Annotated in this window: 14 protein-coding genes and 1 pseudogene; all 15 read left to right on the top strand. The window is 71.5% G+C overall.

The genetic code is table 11. The features are described from left to right. Positions 1-124 precede the first annotated feature (124 nt). Complete coding sequence (locus tag JS756_RS38840; RefSeq protein WP_498063049.1) at positions 125-517, top strand: hypothetical protein; 393 nt, start codon at positions 125-127, stop codon at positions 515-517. A gap of 458 nt (positions 518-975) precedes the next feature. Then, a complete protein-coding gene (locus JS756_RS16425) occupies positions 976-1,854 on the top strand; it encodes an amino acid--tRNA ligase-related protein (RefSeq protein ID WP_205383856.1) in 879 nt (292 codons plus the stop codon). A 19-nt stretch (positions 1,855-1,873) separates the two neighbouring features. After that, the gene (locus JS756_RS16420) at positions 1,874-2,716 is read left to right on the top strand and encodes a TauD/TfdA dioxygenase family protein (protein ID WP_205383855.1); all 843 of its coding nucleotides are present in this window, start codon (positions 1,874-1,876) and stop codon (positions 2,714-2,716) included. Between the two features lie 83 nt (positions 2,717-2,799). Then, on the top strand, positions 2,800-3,927 hold the full coding sequence (locus JS756_RS16415) for a YhaZ family DNA alkylation repair protein (protein WP_205383854.1): 1,128 nt from the start codon (positions 2,800-2,802) through the stop codon (positions 3,925-3,927). Between the two features lie 221 nt (positions 3,928-4,148). Beyond that, a complete protein-coding gene (locus JS756_RS16410; protein ID WP_240203860.1) occupies positions 4,149-4,988 on the top strand; it encodes an endonuclease/exonuclease/phosphatase in 840 nt (279 codons plus the stop codon). 255 nt (positions 4,989-5,243) lie between these two features. Continuing rightward, positions 5,244-7,178, top strand: a complete 1,935-nt coding sequence (locus tag JS756_RS16405) for an ATP-binding cassette domain-containing protein (RefSeq protein ID WP_205383853.1) — start codon at positions 5,244-5,246, stop codon at positions 7,176-7,178. Beyond that, the gene (locus JS756_RS16400) at positions 7,175-7,720 is read left to right on the top strand and encodes an HIT family protein (protein ID WP_240203859.1); all 546 of its coding nucleotides are present in this window, start codon (positions 7,175-7,177) and stop codon (positions 7,718-7,720) included. Before JS756_RS16405 ends, JS756_RS16400 begins: the two co-directional genes overlap by 4 nt. Beyond that, positions 7,717-8,754 carry a phosphotransferase enzyme family protein gene (locus tag JS756_RS16395; protein ID WP_205383852.1) on the top strand — a complete coding sequence of 346 codons (1,038 nt, stop codon included), beginning with the start codon at positions 7,717-7,719 and terminating at the stop codon, positions 8,752-8,754. The genes JS756_RS16400 and JS756_RS16395 overlap by 4 nt, the downstream gene beginning before the upstream one ends. Beyond that, a complete protein-coding gene (locus JS756_RS16390) occupies positions 8,738-10,123 on the top strand; it encodes an MFS transporter (RefSeq protein WP_205383851.1) in 1,386 nt (461 codons plus the stop codon). Before JS756_RS16395 ends, JS756_RS16390 begins: the two co-directional genes overlap by 17 nt. A gap of 113 nt (positions 10,124-10,236) precedes the next feature. After that, entirely contained in the window at positions 10,237-11,724 is a 1,488-nt protein-coding gene (locus JS756_RS16385; protein ID WP_205383850.1) for an NUDIX domain-containing protein, read from the top strand. Further along, positions 11,721-12,989, top strand: coding sequence for a protein-L-isoaspartate O-methyltransferase family protein (locus tag JS756_RS16380; protein ID WP_205383849.1), 1,269 nt, complete (start codon positions 11,721-11,723; stop codon positions 12,987-12,989). The genes JS756_RS16385 and JS756_RS16380 overlap by 4 nt, the downstream gene beginning before the upstream one ends. After that, positions 12,986-13,855 (top strand): class I SAM-dependent methyltransferase, encoded by an 870-nt coding sequence (locus JS756_RS16375; RefSeq protein WP_307790712.1) that lies wholly within the window; start codon positions 12,986-12,988, stop codon positions 13,853-13,855. Before JS756_RS16380 ends, JS756_RS16375 begins: the two co-directional genes overlap by 4 nt. After that, entirely contained in the window at positions 13,852-15,297 is a 1,446-nt protein-coding gene (locus JS756_RS16370) for a phosphotransferase (protein ID WP_205383848.1), read from the top strand. Before JS756_RS16375 ends, JS756_RS16370 begins: the two co-directional genes overlap by 4 nt. Continuing rightward, positions 15,294-16,331 carry a bifunctional GNAT family N-acetyltransferase/NUDIX hydrolase gene (locus JS756_RS16365; protein WP_205383847.1) on the top strand — a complete coding sequence of 346 codons (1,038 nt, stop codon included), beginning with the start codon at positions 15,294-15,296 and terminating at the stop codon, positions 16,329-16,331. The genes JS756_RS16370 and JS756_RS16365 overlap by 4 nt, the downstream gene beginning before the upstream one ends. Continuing rightward, positions 16,328-16,985 (top strand): annotated as a pseudogene (locus JS756_RS16360) (M15 family metallopeptidase). The gene JS756_RS16365 and the pseudogene JS756_RS16360 overlap by 4 nt, the downstream one beginning before the upstream one ends. Position 16,986: the final 1 nt, after the last annotated feature.

The raw sequence follows: 16,986 nt of genomic DNA, 5'->3' as shown, positions 1-16,986 counted from the left end.
CCAGTCGACGCGGTGCGGATGAAAGGGGGGCCGGGCTCCGGCGCGCCCCCCGGGGGGCGCGCCGCACGGGTGACCTGCCGTTGGGCGGGCGCGCCGGAGCACGACGAAGGGGTGGATCAGCCGCGTGTCAGGCGGCGACGGGGGCGCTGTCCGGGCGCATGCCGGCCTTCAGACCGGCGGCGTCCGGGCGCATGCCGGCCTTCAGACCGGCGGCGTCCGGGCGCATGCCGGCCTTCAGACCGGCGGCGTCCGGGCGCATCCCGGCCTTCAGACCGGGGGCGTCGGGGCGCATCCCGGCCTTCAGACCGGGGGCGTCGGGGCGCATCCCGAGCTTCAGACCGGCGGCGTCCGGCCGCATGCCGGCCTTCAGACCGGGGGCGTCGGGGCGCATCCCGAGCTTCAGACCGGCGGCGTCCGGCCGCATGCCGGCCTTCAGGCCGGTGTCCGGGGTCATTCCAGCGGTAGCGGTCATCGAGTTCTCCCTGCTCGGTCGCGGGTGATCCGCGAGTCCGGGTGATCGGGCTGTGGAACTGCCGGGCCGCGGGTCCGGTGAGGTGCTGAACCGTCGGCTCGGCACGCCGTGGTGTGGGCGCACGCCGGTGGAGAGGGCCGCGCCGGAGCACGTCTCCTCCACCTGTGGAGGAGCGTTGCGTGGTGGTCACGCCGGGCGCTTGGTCAGTCACGCTAGGACTCCGCCGAGGAGGGCCGCAATGGCTCTGGCCGTTGCGCCGGTTGCACGGGACCGTTGCGTCACCGTTGCGCACAGACTCTGGTTGACCTGCGAAAACGCCGAACTCTGTTCCTGAACGGGCCTCGTTGCGGGCCCGTTGGGCGTGGCAGGACCGGTGGGAGGGCTTCTACTGCTCGTACAGGCGCGGCTACTTTGTGGCCCCGCCGAGGACCTGAACGACAGATCACCGTGGGGCCCGGCTTCCCGCGAACTGCGCCCGGAAACAACGGCCTTGAGGAGTACCCGTGCTCAACCCCGTCGTCATGAAGTCCGACCTGCTGTTCAGCCTGCGGGACACGCTCCGCGCCGAGGCCTTCGTCGAGGTGACCACCCCGACGATGCGCAGAGCCGATCTCAGCCCGGGGCGCCGTCTGCCGGTGGACCATGACGGCGGGCGGTTCCTGCGGGCGATGATCGGCCCGGCCTTGCGCGTGAACCTGGAGCACCACCGGCGCATCTTCGAGATCGGCGCGTGCTTCCGACCCGAGAAGCTCGACGAGCTGCACGCGCCCGAGTTCCAGATGCTCGATCTCTACGCTGCCGGCGAGGACTTCGACTTCCTCCTGGCGCTCGCCGAGAGGCTGATCGGCCCGCACATCCCGTACGCCCCGCAGCGCGTCTCCGTCGCCAGCTACGTCCGCGACCAGTTCGGCATCGACCTGCACCGCGAGCCCCTCGGGGACCTTCCCGCCCAAATGGCCGCCCACCTGGGCATGAGCGCGGACGTGCCGTTCAAGACAGTGCTCGGGCAGTACGTGGAACGCGAGGTGGAGTCCCAGAGCGCCGGCGCCGCGCTGTTCCTGACCGAGTACCCGGTCGGCGGGGACGAGCCGTGCGCCCGCCTGGCACCCGGCACGACGGCCGTCCTCAACCGCTTCGAGGTCCTGGTCGACGGCATCGAGGTCGTCCACGGCTACGAGGACGAGCCCGACGGGGCCGCGTTCGTCGAACGGGCCCGCGCGGTGGACCTGTACGACGACGAGCAGGCCCTGGCCAGGGAGGCGATCGACGCGGGACGTGTGCCGGCCGGCAGCGTCGGACTCGGCATCGGCATCGAGCGGCTGTGCATGGCCGCCTCCGGTGTCAAAGACATCAGCGTCTTCCAGCCCTCGCCCCAGTTCTGACCGTCCGGAAGGAGTAGCGATGGACCTGTCGCTGCGCCCGCTCGACGAGAGCGGCTTCGGCGCCATCGTCGATGCCAACCTCGCGATACACGCCGAGCGCCTCGCGCCGCAGTTGGCGGCGGCCCTGCATCAGCACCGGCTGCTGATCGTGCCCCGCCAGCACCTGAACCACGCCGACTTGCTGACCGTCGCCTCCTGTTTCGGGACGGTGGACACCAGCGTCGACCGCCGGTACGCCGTCGGCGGCTTCCCGGGCCTGACCGTCATCAGCAACATCGTCGAGGACGGCAAGCACATCGGCGTCTACGACGGGGACAACGAGGAGGAGTGGCACGCCGACAACAGCTTCAAGCCCCAGCTCACCTCGGCGACGATGCTCTACTCGGTCATCACCCCCGCACGCGGCGGCGAGACCCGCTTCGCCGATGCGACCCGCGCCTACGCCGACCTTCCCCCGGCGGTGCGACAGCGGATCGAGGCGATGCGCGCGGTGCACTCCATCGAGCAGCTCGGCGCGCTCCAGAGCCAGGCCAGCGGCGGTCAGTCGTCGATCGCGGCCGGGAGTCTGGCCGCGAGCCCGGAGGTCGTACACCCGCTCGTCCTGACCCACCCCGCAACCGGCGCCCGCTCCCTGCTGCTCGGCTCCATGGTGATCAGTGGCATTAGCACGCTCGCCGAGCAGGAGAGCCGTGCGCTGCTGGAGGAGCTGCTGGAGCACACGACCAGCGCGCCGTACGTCTTCAGCCACCGCTGGGAGCAGGGCGACCTGGTCGTGTGGGACAACCTCGCCACCCTCCACACCGCCTCCCCCTGCGACAGCTCCCGCCACCGCCGGCTGCTGTACCGCGCCGCCGTCCGATAGCCGAAAGCCCCCGCGTTCACACCGCCGGATGACCTGCGGCGAGAACACGAGGTTGCCCCCGTAGCCGGCCCTAGGGTGTGCCCATGACCGCGAAGGTTCCCCTGAAAGAGACCGCTCTCAACGCTGAGCGCATCGCCCGCATCGGCCGCGAAGTCCACGCCGCATGCCCCGAGTTCGACGCCGACAAGTTCGTGACGTCGGTGATGGCGGACCTTCCCCGGCTGGAGCTGGGTGCCCGGATCGCCCGGACCAGCGAGGGCCTGCACACCTACCTTCCGGTCACCGGCTCCCAGGCCCTCGACGTGCTGCTGCGCTCCCTGCCGCCGACCCCGGAAGCGGCCGGCGTGCCGAACGACTTCGGCCTGCACACCTACTCGCCCTACTCCCATTTCGTGGCGCGCTACCTTCGCACCGGCGAGTACCTGGACCAGGCCCTGGCCGCTCTAGCGCGCCTCACCCGGTACTTCTCGGCAGAGGTCGCCGTGCGGCATTTCCTCAACGACTTTCCCGAGGAGACGATGAAGGCGGTCAATGCCTGGGCCCGCGACGAGGACTACCGGACCCGCCGGCTCGCGAGCGAAGCCACCCGTCCGCTGCTGCCCTGCGCCCCACGCATCTCCCTGCCGGCTGACGCGGCACTGCCCGTACTCGAACAGCTCTACGGCGACTCCAGCACTTACGTCCGCGCGTCGGTCGCCAACCACCTCCACGACCTGTCCGATACGCAGCCGGACCTGGTACTTGCCACCCTTCAGCGCTGGAAAGACTCCGGTCGAGCTGCCGACAAGCACTTCACTTTCATCGCCCGGCAGGCCCTGCGCAGCAGGTTGAAGAAGGGCTGGCCGGCTGCGTACGCCTTCCTCGGCTACGCCCACGACGCACCGATCGACCTGTCGCCCCTCACTCTGGAGCGCACCGAGCTCACCGAGGGCGACACGCTCAGCTTTTCCGCCACGCTGACCACCACGGCGGCCGTCCCAGTGCACGTGATGTTCGTGATCTCGTCGACGACACCGACTGGCAAGCCGCGCGAGAAGGTGTACTTCCTGCTGCGTGGCACTGCCGAGCCCCGCAGCGAACTCCTGCTCACGAAGGACCATGTGCTGCGGTCGACGGCCACCGCGAAGCTGACACCCGGCGCCTACTCGATCGCCCTCCAGGTCAACGGGCGCCGATTCCCCGCGGCCGCCTTCACCGTCCTCACTCCCTGACCACTCCCCTCCCCGGCCCGACCCAGGTCCTCCCTGTTCAAGGCAGTGCCCTCCGCGCCGCTGCCGCCCCAGCCATGCGCGCACGACGACCGCACGCCCGGCAAGGACGCGGATGGCGAAGAGAACTGGCTGGCCTAACTACCCGGCGCCCCCACGCCTGCGGGCGCCGGCCCTGGACGCGTCTGCATGATCCAATTACGCGAAAGTGAGATACCAGCCGTATGACTGACTCGCCACTCCTCTTACCGGCGGACCGGCAGCTGCGTGTGGGCAGCTACAACCTCCTCAACGGCGGCCAGGAGCGCTGGGAGGACCAGGTCGGCCTGCTGGGCGGCCTGAACCTGGACGTGCTGAACCTCCAGGAGGCCAAGCACTGGGACCAGAAGGACTCCGAACGCGTGTACGCAACCGCGGAATGGCTGGGGATGCAGCCGCTGGTCGCGCGGTCGCGTAGTCACGGATGCCACCTCGTCACGTACTACCGGTGGCCGCGGGTGCAGTGTCTGGGGTTCTCCCCCGACGGTGCATGCGGCAACTTCCACCACACCGTCCTGCGAGCCCGGTTGCGCATCACCGGGGTCAGGGAGCCGGTCGTGCTCCTTCACACCCACCTCGACCCGTTCAGCCCGCAGGACCGGCTGGCAGAAGTCCAGTGGCTGACCGAGCACGCCGGCGCACGCACCCTGCTGGCCGGAGATCTCAACACCCCCGGCGCCGACGACGAAGAGCCGGAGGACTGGGATCTGATCCCGGCGAACCAGCACTCCGGGCACCGCCTCATGCTGCCCGACGGCTCATACGGCGGCACAGACCGCCGGGCGATCCGCGCGCTCATGCACGCCGGATTCGTCGACCCGCCCGTCCATCTCGATCAGCCCATCCCACGCACCGCGGGCCACCTGCGTCCGGAGCAGAAGTGGGACCACCGAGCCGACCATGTCCTGCTCTCCACCACGCTCGCCTCGGCGCTGCACTCCTACGAGGTACTCGACGACACCGTCACCCAGCAGCTGAGCGATCATCTCCCGGTCATCGTCACCCTCGACATCGCCCGCATGTGACTCCGCCCGGTGGGCCGGCCGAACATCCGCTGTCCTGCCGGCCCTCTCGATATACGGACCTCGACGCGAGCCTCGGCGTTTCGGCCAACTGCACGAAGCATCTGCACCCGTAGACCCCAAGGGTCGGTGCATCCCGCAGTCTCCGCCGCGCGCTCTATTCCGGGGTTCCCAGCTCGACTGAAACACAGGTGTTCGAAATTCATGTCGGGTCGTTGAGCTTCACGACCCAGCCGCAGCGACCGTCAGGGGGCCACGTTGACCTCGGCCAGCACACAGGACCAGCCGGATACCGGCACATCAGAGGCGGGTGCGCCGGACGAGACGAGCAGAGCCCAGGACGAGGAGTTCCTCTACCGGGACGAATCGAGGCATCAGGCTGGGGCGCAGCTGACCACCGGCACCATGGCGCGACGGCTGCCGGCACTGGTTCTGCGGTCACTGAAGATGGCCTGGCAGGTGGACCGAGGTGCGACGGCCGGACTGCTCGCGTGCCAGATCGGCACCGGCGTGCTTGCCGCGTTGGGGCTGCTCGCCGTCACGGGGTCGATCACCGCGCTGATCTCGTCGGGCGACATCACCGAACGCCTGTGGGAGGCGGCGCCACAGCTGGCGGTCGTCGCCGCGGCCACGGGGTTGCGGGCGCTGCTGGGGATCACGGTGACGTGGCTGACCGGGCGGCTGCGGCCGGTGCTGGCCCGGGCGGCGGAGCTGACGATGATCGAGGCCGCGCTCGGCGCGGAGCTGGCGGCGAACAACAAGCCCGGCTACAACGACTTCTACGACATCGCCGACCGCGGTGCCCAGGTCACTCCGGACCTGGTGGACGAGGCGCAGGACGTGTTGGCGGCCACGGCTACGCTCGCCGCCGGCGCGACCGTTCTCGCCGTGCTGCACCCGGTGCTCCTTCCTTTGCTTCTCCTGGCCTGCCTGCCACAGGCCGCCGCGTACGTACGGGCCGCCCGGGTGGTGTACCTGGCGGGCCTCGAGACCTCCGGGCGCCGCCGCATGCTGCACAAGCTGCGCTGGCACATGGCGTACATGGAGTCCAGCGAGGAGATGCGAGCCTGCCTGGCCGGGCCCTTCCTCACCGCCCGGTACCGGCGCCTCGCCGCCTCGGTCAACGCCGCGGAGCGCAAGGCCGCGAACACCGGCGCGTGGATGGGACTGGCCGGCGCGGTTGCCGGCGGAGTGGCGGCGGCCGCTGTGTGGGCCGCGTTGCTGTGGCTCCTGGCTTCCGGGCGCATGAGCCTCGCGGCCGGAGGCGGCGCGGTCTTCGCGCTGCAGACGGCGACCGGGTCCGTGCGCGGCATCATCAACGGCGGGGCCCGACTGGTGCGCACCGGCTGGTACGTGCAGGACTGGCAGAACTTCCTCGACAACGCCCACGGGCAGGCCATGACCGCTTCCCGCGGTACCAAGATGCTGTCCGCTCCGCCGGAGCGGTTCGAGGTCCGCGACGTCACCTACCGGTACGACGGCGCCCCGAAGGACAGTCTCAGCGGCGTCTCCCTCCAGGTGCGGCGCGGGGAGATCATTGCGCTGGTCGGTGAGAACGGGTCGGGCAAGTCGACCCTGTCGCGGCTGATCTGCGGTCTGCTCCTGCCCACGGCAGGTGAGGTGGCCTGGGACCACGTGGCTACGGCCGAGATGGACCCGTGGGAGGCGTGGAAGCATGTCGCCCTGGTGCCGCAGAAGTACACCTATCTGCCGTTGAGCATGCGGGACAACATCACGTTCGGGCAGGGGGATACCGCAGACGCCGCGGTGCTCGCCGCGTGCGAGGCGTCCGGGGCGACGGACATGCTGCCCCATCTGCGGTCCGGTCTGGACACGCTGCTGACGTCCGAGTGGTTCGGCGGCCAGCAGCTGTCCGGGGGCCAGTGGCAGCGGGTGGTGCTCACCAGGGCGTTTCACCGGCAGGCGGCTCTGCTGGTGATGGACGAGCCCACCGCTGCTCTGGACGCGCGGGCCGAGCATCGCATCTTCACCGGGCTGCGGGACCTGGCCAAGGACCGGGCGATCCTGCTGATCACGCACCGGCTCGCCAACGTCGCCATCGCGGACAAGATCATCGTTCTCGATCAGGGTCGCATCGTCCAGGAAGGTTCCTACGAGGAGCTCACCCGCGAGCCGGGGCTGTTCCGCTCCCTGTGGGAACTGCAGCAGCGCACTACCGGCGAGGCAGCATGATCCCCGACCACCCTCAGTCCCACTCCGCGCACTCACCAGCCGGCAGCACCTGGCCGGCGGACTTCACCGCGCACCGGATCGGCGCCGGCTGCCCGATGTGCCGAAACGACTTCGACGCCGACGACATCGGCTGGGGCCTGCTCGTACGGCGCGGTGAGGTCAGCAACGCCTACCTGTGGCGCAGCGGCCAGGTCCGCGGGTATGCCGTCGTGATCTACACAGGACGTCATGTCGCCGAGCCCACTGAGCTGGACGACGGAGAGGCGGCCGCGTTCTGGCGCGACGTCCTGGCCCTGGGCCGCGCGGTGGAGGCGCTTTACGAGCCGCTGAAGATGAACTACCTGCTGCTGGGGAACCAGATCCCGCACGCCCACTGGCACTGCGTTCCGCGACGTGAAGCCGGAACGGACCCGGCGCCGGGCGGGCCGCTGCCCTTCGATGCGCTCGATCTCGGACGGCAGGACGAGGTGCAGCTGCAGGCGGATGCCCTAGCACTGCGCCGGCTGCTGCCTCCCTCCGGCCGGCCGGGGGTGCGGCGATGAACGGCGCAGAGTCGGACGGGATGGTCGTGGCGGGGATCCTGACGCTGTTCTACCGGATCGTCCCGACCGTGGTCGGCGAAGGTCCTGCGGGGACCGCGACCCGCAACTATGTGGCCCGCGACAGCGACGGAGCCCGGTGGTTCGTGAAGTCATACCCGGCGGGCACCGATCTGGACGCGGAGCGCCAGGCGCTCGAGCTCGGCGAGTTCGCGCGGCTCGGCCGGATCCCGGTTCCGGTAGTGCGCAAGACCCTGGAAGGTGACCTCATCGCGGCCGCCGGCGGTATGGCGGTGTCGGTCGCGGCGTACGTCGAGGACACGGAGACGGCGGAGGGCGGCCTGTCCGGCGATCGGTGGGCCGCGGTGGGCGAGACCGTCGGGCACCTTCACCGGACCCTGGCCCGGCACCCGGCCGGACCTCCACGCCGTGTACCCGCCCGGGAAGTCTGCGATGTGAAGCGGGCCCGGCAGCGCCTTGACAGGCTGCTCGTCCTCTTCGCCAAGAGGCCGCCCACCTCGGGGTTTCCCGCCTGGGTACGGGAGACCGCCGCCCGGCGGCTCGACGCGCTGCCTGCCGTGGCCGCCATGGTCAAAGGGCTGCCGACGACGCTGACGGTGCAGACCGTCCACGGAGACCTGGCCTCGCCCAACCTGCTCCTGCGCGGACAGCAGGTGGCCGCATTGATCGACTTCCGGGCGCCCGGTCACCGCAGCCCCGCCTGGGAGCTCGGGCGGATCGTCCTGGACCCGCGCACTGTCCTGGCGCAGCCGCAGTGGCCTACCGGCCTCGCTGAAGCTGTCGCTGCCTACCGGGCAGCCAACCCGGCGCTGCCGGCCGAAGAACTCCTCGCCGTGCCCCGCCTTGCCGCCGGATACCTGGCCTGCTCGGTGTATCCCCTGTCCGAGGCCGTCGACGACCCGGCCGCCGTCACCCCCGAACTCGAGGCGTACGGGCGCAACCGGCAGGCGGCCATGGCCGAGCTGTGCGAGCGCCTGACGGAAGCCGAGGAGGTGCTCCATGACTTCCTCCACTGACCCCTCCTCCTCTCCCGGCACCCGGCCGTCGTTGTGGCGGCACCGCAACTTCCGCCGCTACCTGACCGGGCAGGCAGCCAGCGTGACCGGCAGCTCGATCAGCAGCATGGTGATCCCCGTGCTGGCGGTGCTCGAACTGGACGCGACCACCGCCGAGGTCGCCTGGCTGACGTTCCTGGGCCAACTGCCGCCCGCACTGCTGGCATTGCACGCCGGGGCCCTCGCCGATCGACACTCCAAGCGGAGGCAGATGATCACCGGCGACCTGGTCAGCGCCGCCGCGCTGGCCAGCGTGCCGGTGGGGGCCGCGCTCGACCGGCTGTCCCTGACCCAGCTGATGGTGGTCGCGGCCGTGCAAGGCGCGGCGGGGGTGCTGCACGATGCCGCCGCGATCAGTCTTCTGCCCAGCCTGGTCGAACGGTCCCTGCTCCAGCGGAGCAACAGCCGCATCGGCGGGCTCTTCGCCGTCGCCGCCACCGCGGGCAGCAACCTCGGCGCCGCCCTGACCGCGCTCCTCGGACCGGCCCGGGCGCTTCTCGGGGATGTCCTGTCCTACCTCGTCAGCGCCTGGTGCACCGCCCGCATCCAGGCCCCCGAAAGCTCCCGGCCGGCAGCGGCAGGCCGTCGGCTGCACACCGAGATCGGTGATGGCCTGCGCTACGTGAACGGCGACCACCGGCTGCGCACCCTGACCCTCGTCAACGCGACGACGTCGTTCGCCCTGGCGCTCCTCAATACCTTGTGGGCGCTGTACCTGCTCCGGTCCCTCGCCATGGGCGCGACCGCCTTCGGCGTGGTCCTGGGCATCGGAGCCCTAGGCGCGGCGGCCGGCGCTCTGGCCGCCCCCTCACTCGCGGCGCGGTACGGGCCCGGGCCGATGATGCTCGCCGCCCTCGCGATCACCCCGCTCACCCAGATCCCGTTGCTCCTCGCCTCCCCGGGCCTGGGCTGGCAGTTCGCCATCGGTGGTGCGCTGTTCCTTCAGCTGGCCTGTGCCGCGGCCGCGGGGACGACCCAGCGCACCATTCGCCAGGTCGTCACCGCCGACGGCATGCAGGCCCGGATGCAGGCCGTGAGTACCTGGCTCACCTCCGGTGCACGGCCCGTAGCCGCGCTCCTCGCCGGCGGGCTCGGCACCTGGATCGGCGTACGCCCCACCCTGGTCGCCGGCGCCTGCCTCCTCCTCGTCCCCCTCGTGGTCCTCTACCGCTCCCCGCTGCGCAGTCTGCTGGACATGCCCGGCTCGCCCGCCGTGGCTTCTCCTTCAGCCGAGGCCGCCACACTTCCGACGCCGTCGGGGCCGACCGTCCCCCATCCCGCAGTCGCCGTGGATGTGCGGCACGACCGCTCCTTGGAAGGTGGCCCGTGAGCATCCACCTGCACACGGTCCCCGGCCCGGAGCCGTCATCGGCGGACCCGCCGCCAGGCGCGCCCCTCCCTCCCAGCCCGTACATTCCGTCCGCCACGTCCCGAGGTGATCACGTGCCGCCCTCCCGCTCTGATATCCGCGCGACCATCGAGACCTACCTCAGCCGGCATGCCGAGGAACGAGACTCCCTGGAAGGGTTGTTGGCTGTCCTCGACGCGGCCGAGGAGCCGTCCAGCCGCGCCACGCTGCCCGGACACGTGACCTGCAGCGCCGTGGTCATCGACCGCGACCGCCGGGTGCTCCACATCGGCCATCGGGTGACAGGGCTGCTCCTTTGCCCCGGCGGCCACGTTGAGGCGGGTGACCGTACGCTCCTGGCCGCTGCCGTGCGCGAGGTGTGCGAAGAGGCCGGATTGCGCCCCGGTGACCTGTGCCTGACCCCGCAGTTCCTCGCCGAGCCGATCGACGTGGACGTCCATGACATTGACGCCAACCCGGCCAAGGGCGAGCCCGCTCACCAGCACTTCGATGTCCGCTTCGCGTTCTACCTCACCGCCGAGCAACCGCCCGCGCTCGCTCTGCAGGACGACGAAGTCGCCGGGGCTCGGTGGCTCCCGTACGCCGACGTGCGATCTCCGACGCTGCGGGCCAAGCTCCTGGCCGCCGAGGCGGACGGCCTCGACGGGTGCCCGGAGCCCGTCAGCGCCAACGCCCTGATCCATGACGGAGCCGGCCGGTACCTCCTTCATCTACGAGATGACCGGGAAGGCATGTGGGAGCCCTGGGTGCTGGCCCTCGTGGGAGGCAAACGGTCGCGGGACGATGCCAGCCTCGAGGCGACACTACGACGTGAGCTTGCCGAGGAGGTGCCGGGTCTGGTGCCCACGGAACTGGTGCCGTTTGCCGTCCAGGAGGCGACGAGCGTTGACGGCGTGGCGGTGCCCATCAGCGTCTATGCCGGGCGCTGGAGTGGGGATGCCGGGGCGGTGGATCTCCGCGAAGGTGTCCTGCTGACGTGGTGCACTGTGGACATGCTCGACCGGCTACGCCTGAGCCCCGGGCTCGGGGAGCTGATCCGGCGCCACGCGGCCGAGCACCCCGCGACCGAGGGACCGCCGGACGACACCTATCCGCTGCCCGACGAGGTCCCGCCGGGGACCGAGCTGCACATCGTTGGTGTCCACCTCCATCTCCAGGACGACCACGGTCGGATCCTCCTCGGCCTGCGCCACCCGGATTCCGCCTTCGCGCCGGACACCTGGCACTTCCTGGCCGGACACTGCGAGCGGGAAGCCGCGATCGACTGCCTGGTCCGGGAAGCGAAGGAGGAAGCAGGCATCACCATCGCGCCCGAGGACGTCGACCTCGTCCACACGGTGCACCATGTCGACTCCCCCAACGTGCGGCCCAGGATCGCGCTCGTCTTCCAGGCTCGCTCCTGGACCGGCGACCCGGAGGTCCTGGAGCCCGACCGGTGCGTGGAGTGGCGTTGGTGGGAGCCGCAGAAACTTCCGGCCGCAGTCGTGCCGTACACCCGACGGGCGATCGACGGAATCCTCCGGGGGCGCCCGTACTCCGAGGACGGCTGGGGCGAGCGATGAGCACTCTGGACACCTGTCCCGCCGCCGGACCGGTCGGCGGGGCCACGCCGACGGATGCACAAGCGGATCCGGCAGCCGCGCGGGCGGTGATGGTCGCCCGGCTCGAGGAGGAAGGGTCTTTGCGGCCGGGCCCGGTCCGCGACGCCCTCCTCGCGCTGCCCCGTGAAGTGCTGATGCCGCAGGCGTACGTACGGCGCAGTGCCCCGGGCAAGGAGCCGCCGCGGTGGGATCTGCGGGACTGGTCGGCGCCGCAGGACCGCCCCGAGCTCCTCGGGCTGCTGTACGGCGGGGCCAGTGTGCTCGTCCAGCACGACGGGGAGCCGCTGCTGGGTCGGGCACGGGGGACGCGGTCGGGGGCGTCGATCACGTCGATGTCGACGGTGATGGGCTTGACCGCCTCGCTGCTGGAAGAGCTGGATCTGCGCCCGGGTCTGCGTGTGCTGGACGTCGGGACGGGCGCGGGGGTGACCGCCGCGGTGGCCTGCCAGGTCTGTGGCGACCGGGGGGTGACGACCCTCGACCGGGACCGTCACCTCACCGACGCGGCCGCTGCCCGGCTGGCCGACCTCGGCTTCCGGCCGCAGGTGGTGTGCGGATCGGGCGAACAGGGCGTGCCGGGCCGGGAGTTCGATCGGATCTTCGTGTCGTACACGGTGGAGCGCGTGCCGACGGCCCTGGTCGAGCAGCTCGCGCCCGACGGCAAGCTGCTGGCGCACGTGACCAGCGCGTCCCCGTCGTGGCCCGGCCTCGCTGTCGTCGGACGCACCGCCGACGGGCGGATCACGGCAGAGCTGCGGGCCGTGGAGTTCGCCCACCGCGCTGGGCACGGCATGGCGCGGATCTGGCTCAACGAGGAGCTCCGGCAGCGTATGGCGACCGAGCCCGGCACCTGGACCCAGCGGAGCAAGCTGGCGCCGCCCGCGGACAGCGACCGCGGATTCTGGCTGGCGGCCGACCATCTCCTCGGAGGCGGTCTGGTGCGGGACTTCGGGTCTGAGCACCTGGCGATCGGCGCACCTGGCTGCGGATCCTGGATGCGCGCGGAGCCGGTGGGCCACCGGCGCTGGAGCGTCACCGTCCAAGGGCCGCGGGACATCTGGAAAGAGATCCAGGACCTCGCCGACCGGTGGCGGGCCGCACGCTCCCCCGACCGCTACCGCCTCTACTTCGACGCGGACGGCGGGCAGCGCGCGGCGTCCGAATGCGGACGCCTGTCCTGGCAGCTACCCGCCACCCACCCGCGCGATGAGGGAGCCACCCCGTGACCTACCCCGACGGGCCCCTTCCGGGCCTTGCACCGAAACAGGAGACCATGTTCGAGGGCGCGGCGTTGGCCTACGCCCGCCACCGCCCCGGCCTGCCGGAGGCGGCGGTGAGCCTGCTCGCCGGCACGCTGCGGGGCCGGCCGTCCCCGGTGCTGCTCGACCTGGGCACCGGAACCGGGCAGGTGCCCCTCGCGCTCCTGTCCGCCGGCGCTGAGCTGACGCACATCGAAGCCGTCGACGTCAGCCCGCAGATGCTGCATCAGGCCAGGCAGGCCCTCACCCCCGTGCTCGGCCACTGCACCCTCACCTTGGTCCACGCGGCGGCCGACGCCTACGAGCCGCTCGCGACGCTGCCCGGCGAACCGGACTCCGGCCCGGACCTGATCACCTTCTGCCGGTCCTACCACTGGATGAACGGTGAGGCGGTCCTGGAGATGGCCGACCGGGTCGCCACACCGGGCGGCGCAGTGGCGATCATGGGCGACGGGAGCCTGTGGACCCACGACGCCGACTGGACCCGTGCGCTGCGCGAATTGATCCAGCGCTACCTGGGCGCCGAGCGCCGGGCGGGCGCCCGCCGTGCCTACGCCGAGCCCCGCCGCTCGTACGAGGAGGACCTCGCCGACTCGGCCTTCAAAGACGTCACCGAGCACCTGTTCCCGGTGACCCGCGCCTGGGCGCCGCACGAGGTGCTCGGCTACCTGCGCACCACGTCGTTCGCCGCTCCCGAGCTCTTCGCAGGGCGGCACCAGGCGTTCGAGGACGAAGCCCTCGCCCTTCTCCACGCGCACGTGGTGGACGGGTCTCTGGTCGAGGAAGCGACGTTCAGGGTTCTGCTCGCCCGGCGTCCGGAGGGAGCGCGATGAGCAGCGAGCAGCGGCACACCGAGCCGGTGGACGTCCACCTGATCCTGCGCCGAGAGACCGCCGACGGGCCGCAGGTTCTGCTGTCCCGGCGGGCCGGGCAGGTGTACGCCGCCGGCCTGTGGCACCTACCGTCGGGGCATCTGGACGGTCCGCACGAGGACGTGGTCACCGCCCTGATCCGCGAGGCACGGGAGGAGACCGGTGTCGTCATCGACCCGGCCGACGTGCGGGCCGCCGTGACCGTGCACCACCGCAGCCCCGGAGGCGCCAGTCGTACCGGGCACTTCTTCGAGGTCCGGCGGTGGAAGGGCGAGCCGGAGATTGCCGAGCCGGACGTCTGCGACGCGATGGACTGGGCACCCCTTGCCGCCCTGCCCGCCCCAATGGTGGCGTACTGCCGTGCGGGCCTGGACGCCTACAGCGCTGGCGCGCGGCTCGCCCTGCACTTCCAACTGACCGGCGACAGCATCGCCTTCGACCCCGGTGCCGACCGGCTGCTCATCGTGCCGGACGTGACCGGCCAGACATCTGCCGCCCGTCCCGACGCTGCGGTCGTGGAGTTTGCGGAGCGGGCGGTCGGCCGGATCGCGCAGTGGACGGATACGTCGTGGGCGCGCGAGGAGAGCCGGGTGTGGCGGGTCCACGGCGTCCAGGGCGGCACTTGGTATGTGAAGGTGCACCAGAGCGAGCGGTTCCACGGCAGGGAAGTGCGGGGGCTACGGACGTGGGCACCTGGGCTGGGGGCGGCCGCCCCCCGGCTGGTCGCCGCCGACGAGACCCTGCGGGCGGTGGTCCTCACCGCGGTGCCGGGCCGCCCGCTGCACGGCGCCGTCCTTGCCCCGGAGCGGGAGAGGAAGGTCTTCCACCGGATCGGGGCGCTGGCCCGCCGCATCCACCAGTCCTCTCCCCCACGGCCCGCTCCCGCCGACAGCGGCCCGGCCGTGGCCAAGGCCGACCGGCACCTGGCCGGGGCGCGGTCTCATCTGCAGCAGGGTGATGAGGAGTTCGTCCGCGAGCTCGTCCGGCAGGCCGAGGACCTGCCACCACTGGAGTGGGTGGAGACCCACGGAGATTTCCAGCTCCGCAACATCCTCGCCACCCCCGACGCAGCCGACGAGACGGACGACCGTGAGGTCTTCCTGGCGGTGATCGACCTCGAGCGCAGCGAGCCGGGGCCGGCCGTACGGGATCTGGTTCGCCTGTCCGACGCCTGGGCTGGCCGCGACGACCTCTTCGAGGCGTTCCTGGCCGGGTACGGCAGGTCCCTGACCGCCGCCGAACAGGCCCGCCTCCTCATCGACGCAGCGCTCGATTCCGTGAGCGGGATCGCCTACGGCGCCGCCCACGGCGACCCCGAGCTGGTCGAACGCGGCCGGCGGACCCTGGCCCGGCTGCGCGCCGAGCACTGTGCCGCCCTCTCACCGACAGGAGATGCCCAGTGAACGACACAGCACTCACTGCCGCGGCCGAGCCGCGCGACGCCGCCGGACGGCCGCCGGTCCGCGCGGCAACCCCCGCTGACGCCGAAGCCATCACCCGGATGCGCTCCGCATACGTCCTGTCCGCACCGTTCACCGAGGACTGGGTCCGGCAGTGCACGGACGAGCTGGCGCCACGGCTGACGCCGGAGGGAGACGCCCGGGCCTTCGTCGTCGACGCCCCGGACGGCACGATGGCCGCCTGCGCCCTCGGCCTGATCCACCCCGTGCTCCCGGCCCCGACCTACCCCCGGGGACGGGCCGCCCGCGTACAGATCGTCGCCACCCAGCCCGAGTTCCGCCGCCGCGGTTACGCCCGGGCGGTCTTATCCGCACTCCTCGACCACCTCGCCGACGTCGAGGACGTCACCCTGTTCGAGCTGCACACCAGCCCGGAGGCTGCGCCCCTGTACCGGGAGCTCGGCTTCAGCGGCAGCCCGGCGCTGATGCGGATGACCCGCCACCGTCAACGTGCCGGTGCTGTGCCCGGTGCGCAGCCGGACTCGACGTGGGTGCCGCCGCAGCAGTACTCCGACGCACTGCCCCGGGCGGCCGCGTACGCGTGCCTCTATGTCACCGACGAGGACGACCGGCCCCTGCAGCTGCACTCCGTCTACTCCCCCGGCCACCCCTGGCACATGATCGGTGGCGCGATGGATCTGGGCGAGCGGCCCTGGGACGCGGTGGTGCGCGAGTGCCGGGAAGAGACCGGCATGACCGCCGCGGGGCCGCCCCGGCTGCTGGCCACCGTGTTCGGACAGCCCCGGGAGCAGCGTCCATACAGCACTCTGCAGCTGATCTTCGACGGCGGTCGCCTGACCGATGAACAGATCCGGGGCATCACCCTCAATCCGCGCGAGCACGACGAGGCCCGCGTCCTGCCCTTGGCCGAGTGGGAGGCGTTGATGCCGGCCCGCGATTTCGTGAGGCTGCGCGCCGTGGAGGAGGCCCGCCGCACCGGCGTGGCCGCATACGTCGACACCTGGGGGAACGCATGAGCGCCAGCAGCATCGTTTTGATGTCCGACCGGCGGGTCGCCGCGATCCCTGTCCAGGAGCGCGGCGAGGTCCTCCTCGACGCCCGCGCACACGGCCTGATGGTCGACGACCGCAAGCAGGACGCTGCGGGCGCCTGGGCTCACGTCCGTCAGGGGGGTGCTCACGCGGCTCCAGCAGGCGCAATCGCGGCTCCCCGGCAGTGTGCAGTTGCTGTTCATCGAGGGCTACCGGCCCCCCTCCCTGCAGCGCCGGTACTTCGAGGAGTACTCCGACGAGCTCGCCCGCGCCCACCCGGACTGGAAGGCCGCCGAGCTCCGGGAGGCCGCCAGCCGCTTCGTGTCACCGCCGGAGATCGCGCCGCACTCCGCCGGCGCGGCCGTCGACGTGACGCTGATCGACCACCAGGGCCGCGAGCTGGACATGGGCACGCGCGTCAACGCCTCCCCTGAAGAGTCCGAAGGCGCCTGCTACACCGACGCCCCCAACCTGAGCGCCCGGGCCCGCACGAACCGGGCCACCCTGGGCGACGCGCTGTCCACCGCAGGCTTGATCAACTACGGGACCGAGTGGTGGCACTGGTCGTTCGGCGACCGGTACTGGGCGCTGCAGACCCAGCAGCCGGCCGCCCTCTACGGCCCCGTCGAACTGCCCTGAC

This window comes from Streptomyces actuosus (genome assembly GCF_016921115.1).
In the GTDB taxonomy this organism is placed as follows: domain Bacteria; phylum Actinomycetota; class Actinomycetes; order Streptomycetales; family Streptomycetaceae; genus Streptomyces; species Streptomyces actuosus_A.
Note: the sequence above shows the minus strand (reverse complement) of the source record. Positions and strands in the feature narration are given on the sequence as shown.

Coding starts and splice junctions, on each gene's coding strand:
- JS756_RS16420 (WP_205383855.1), top strand. CDS start 1,874: ATGGACCTGTCGCTGCGCCCGCTCGACGAGAGCGGCTTCGGCGCCATC.
- JS756_RS16415 (WP_205383854.1), top strand. CDS start 2,800: ATGACCGCGAAGGTTCCCCTGAAAGAGACCGCTCTCAACGCTGAGCGC.
- JS756_RS16410 (WP_240203860.1), top strand. CDS start 4,149: ATGACTGACTCGCCACTCCTCTTACCGGCGGACCGGCAGCTGCGTGTG.
- JS756_RS16400 (WP_240203859.1), top strand. CDS start 7,175: ATGATCCCCGACCACCCTCAGTCCCACTCCGCGCACTCACCAGCCGGC.
- JS756_RS16395 (WP_205383852.1), top strand. CDS start 7,717: ATGAACGGCGCAGAGTCGGACGGGATGGTCGTGGCGGGGATCCTGACG.
- JS756_RS16390 (WP_205383851.1), top strand. CDS start 8,738: ATGACTTCCTCCACTGACCCCTCCTCCTCTCCCGGCACCCGGCCGTCG.
- JS756_RS16380 (WP_205383849.1), top strand. CDS start 11,721: ATGAGCACTCTGGACACCTGTCCCGCCGCCGGACCGGTCGGCGGGGCC.
- JS756_RS16370 (WP_205383848.1), top strand. CDS start 13,852: ATGAGCAGCGAGCAGCGGCACACCGAGCCGGTGGACGTCCACCTGATC.